Source organism: Nocardia sp. NPDC003345 (assembly GCF_053589395.1).
Genome location: NZ_JBSFRU010000474.1, coordinates 1 through 3,449 on the forward strand (window position 1 = coordinate 1; position 3,449 = coordinate 3,449).

At 69.8% G+C, this 3,449-nt stretch carries 2 protein-coding genes; one reads left to right on the forward strand and one right to left on the reverse strand.

Features of this window, described 5'->3' with window-relative positions; genetic code table 11:
* The coding region (locus ACWDU1_RS30830) for a flavodoxin domain-containing protein (protein ID WP_450003872.1) at positions 1-2,314 on the forward strand (2,314 nt) is incomplete at its 5' end.
* A gap of 69 nt (positions 2,315-2,383) precedes the next feature.
* On the opposite strand, the gene ACWDU1_RS30835 is transcribed toward ACWDU1_RS30830, so the two are convergent.
* Entirely contained in the window at positions 2,384-3,418 is a 1,035-nt protein-coding gene (locus ACWDU1_RS30835) for an aldo/keto reductase (RefSeq protein WP_450003874.1), read from the reverse strand.
* Between the last annotated feature and the right edge of the window lie 31 nt (positions 3,419-3,449).

A 3,449-nucleotide genomic window follows, 5' to 3' on the forward strand; every position in this document is an offset into this window, starting at 1 on the left:
GAAACTGAACAAGCTCGACCGCGCGCCGTTCGTCGAGATCCACCCCGACGACGCCCGCGCTCTGGGCCTGGAACCCGGCGACCAGCTCGAAATCGCCTCGCGGCGTGGGCGGGCGGTTCTACCGGCCCGGATCGCGGACCGGGTACGCCCCGGCGACTGCTTCGCGCCCTTCCACTGGAACGACGAACAGGGTGAGTACCTGACCATCAACGCGGTGACCAACGATGCGGTCGATGCCGATTCGCTCCAGCCGGAATTCAAGGCGTGCGCGGTATCACTGCGGCGGGTCGCGCCGGTGACATCCGCGCGCGCACCGCAATCGCCCGCCGTCGACTCCGGCGTGACCGTACCCGGCACCCATCCGCTGGCCGCGACCCTCGGACTGGATACCGCCGCCACCCCGACCCTGAGTGAGACAGAACGGATCTATCTCGGCGGGTATCTCGCCGCCCTGCACTCGATTCCGGTGGCGGGCCAGCCGGTGCTGCCGGAATCGGCACCCCTGTCGTCGCGGAGCCGGGTCTGGGTGGACGGGCTGCTCGCCGGAATGTATTCGCGGGCCGCGATGAACGCCGATACCGAGCCGGAGTCGCCGGCGGTCACTGTGTTGTGGGCCTCACAGACCGGTACCGCGGAGGAGTTCGCGGCCGGTGCGGCACAACGGCTGACCGACGCCGGTTTCCGGCCGCTACTGGTCGATATGGATTCGTGCGAACTCGCCGCGCTCACCGGCGATGTGGTCGTGATCACCAGCACCTTCGGCGACGGCGGTCCACCCGACAACGGCTCCGATTTCTGGACCCGGCTCGACGCGAGCCCGGTGCGGCTGACCGGTATGCGCTATGCGGTCTTCGCCCTCGGCGACTCCTCCTACGACGATTTCTGTGGCCACGGCCGCAAGCTGGACACCCTGTTCGCCGAGCGCGGTGCCACCCGACTGCTGCCCCGGATCGACTGTGAACCCGATTTCGAGGAGCCGGGCGCGGACTGGCTGGACAATCTGATCGCGGCCCTGTCGGACTCCGGGCCGGGCGCGGCCGGGCCGGACGGCACCGCGGACACCGCCGCACCGAACACCGGAGCATCCGGAAGCGGTGGCGTGGGCCCGGCGGCCGCACGTCCCGCGGCCGCGACCGCCGTCCTGGAGCGCCCGGCTGCCGTCCGCACCCAGCGCGTGCCCGAACCCTTTACCCGCGCGAATCCCGTTTCCGCGCCGTTGCTGCGCAACGAACTGCTCACGGCCCCCGGCGCGGCGAAGGAGGTCCGGCGCTTCGTCTTCGATCTCCAGGGTCTGGGCGCCCGATACGAGGCCGGCGACTCACTGGGCGTATGGCCGGTGAACTGCCGCTCGCTCGTCGGCGAATGGCTCGACGCCACCGGCCTGGACGGCAACCGGACCGTCACCGTCGGCGCCGCGGAGATGAGCCTGCACAGCGCCCTGCGCACCCACTACGACATCACCAAGGTCTCCCGCGACCTGCTGGAGTTCGTGGCCGAACACAATTCCAGCAACCGGCTCGCGAAACTGCTGCGCCGGGACAATCGCAACGAACTGGCCGGATACCTGTGGGACCGGCAGGCGGCCGATGTGCTCCGGGACTTCCCGGTACAGGCCGACCTGGTCGAATGGCTGGATGTGCTGAAGAAGCTGCAACCACGTCAGTATTCGATCTCGTCCGGCCCGCTGCTCGACCCGGACCGGGTGGAGCTCACCGTCGGGATCGTCCGGTACGGCGACCCGGCCGCCGCGGGATCGGCGGCCCGGCGCGGCGGTGTGTGCTCGACCTTCCTCGCCGATCGCGCCGAAGACGCGACGGTGCCGGTGTTCCTGCAGCGCGCCCCGCATTTCCGGCCACCGCTGGACCCCTCCGTGCCGATGATCATGGTCGGCCCGGGTACCGGTATCGCACCGTTCCGGGGTTTCCTGCGCGAGCGGCGGGCCGGGGGCGCCACCGGACGCAACTGGCTCTTCTTCGGCGATCAGCATGCCGCCCAGAACTTCTACTACCGCACCGAACTGGAGGATATGTTCCGGTCCGGGCATCTGTCCCGGCTCGATCTGGCCTTCTCCCGGGATCAGCGCGAACGGATCTACGTCCAGCACCGGATGATCGAGCACGGCGCCGAGCTCTGGTCGTGGCTGCGTGACGGCGCGCATTTCTACGTCTGCGGTGACGCCGCGCGGATGGCGAAGGACGTGGATGACGCCCTGCTCCGGATCGCCCGCGTCCACGGCAAACTGGACGAGGACGGCGCGCTGGCCTTCAAGAAGCAGTTGGTCGCGGAGAAACGGTACGTCCGCGACGTCTACTGAGGTCGGGCGACCGGGCCCGGAGGTACGCCGGGCCCACGCTCGCCGCGGCGGGCGGCCACCGGGCCGCCGTCAGGCCGCGGGCGGGTTGAGGCGGGTGAAATCCGGTAGGCGGTAGTACGGGTAGTAGGGGTACGGCGGGGTCAGCGCGCTGGCCTTGTCCAACCGCGCCAGCTGGTCGGCGGTGAGTTCCCAGCCGACCGCGCCGAGGTTCTGTCGCAACTGCTCCTCGTTTCGGGCGCCGACGATCACGGTCGCGACAGTCGGCCGGGTGAGCAGCCAGTTGAGCGCGATCTGCGGGACGGTCCGGCCGGTTTCGGCGGCGATCTCGTCCAACGCGTCGACCACCGTGTAGAGGTGCTCGTCGTCCACCGGCGGGCCCGCCTCGGCCGTCCGGTGCAGGCGGCTGCCCGCGGGCAGTGGTTGTCCCCGCCGGATCTTGCCGGTGAGCCTGCCCCACCCGAGCGGGCTCCAGATCACCGCGCCCACGCCTTCGGCCAGACCCAAGGGCATCAGCTCCCATTCGTAGTCGCGGCCGACCAGCGAGTAGTAGACCTGATGCGCGATATAGCGGGTGAATCCGCCGCGGTCGGCGGCGGCCAGCGATTTCATCAGCTGCCACCCGGCGAAATTGGAGGCGCCCAGGTACCGGATCTTGCCCGCGCGGACCAGATCGTCGAGCGCCCGTAGAACCTCCTCGATCGGGGTGTGAGCGTCGAAGGCGTGCAGTTGGAACAGGTCGATGTGCTCGACGCCGAGCCGCCGCAACGAGGCCTCGACCGCGCCGATCAACCGGGCCCGGCCCGAGCCCGCGTCGAACGGTCCGGGCCCGGTGGGCAGGCTCGCCTTGGTGGAGAGCAGCAGCCGGTCGCGACGGCCGCGGATGGCGGCGCCCAGCACCTCCTCGGAGGCGCCGTCGGAGTAGACATCGGCCGTATCGAACATCGTCACGCCCGCGTCCAGGCTGATATCCACCATGCGCCGGGCCTGCTCGATATCGGTATCGCCCCAGGCGCCGAAGAGTTCGCCGCGGCCACCGAAGGTACCCGCTCCGAAACTCAGGGCGGGTACGACCAGACCCGAGGCACCCATCCGCCGGTACTCCATGTCGACTCCTAAAGGGTCTATAGTTCCGTTA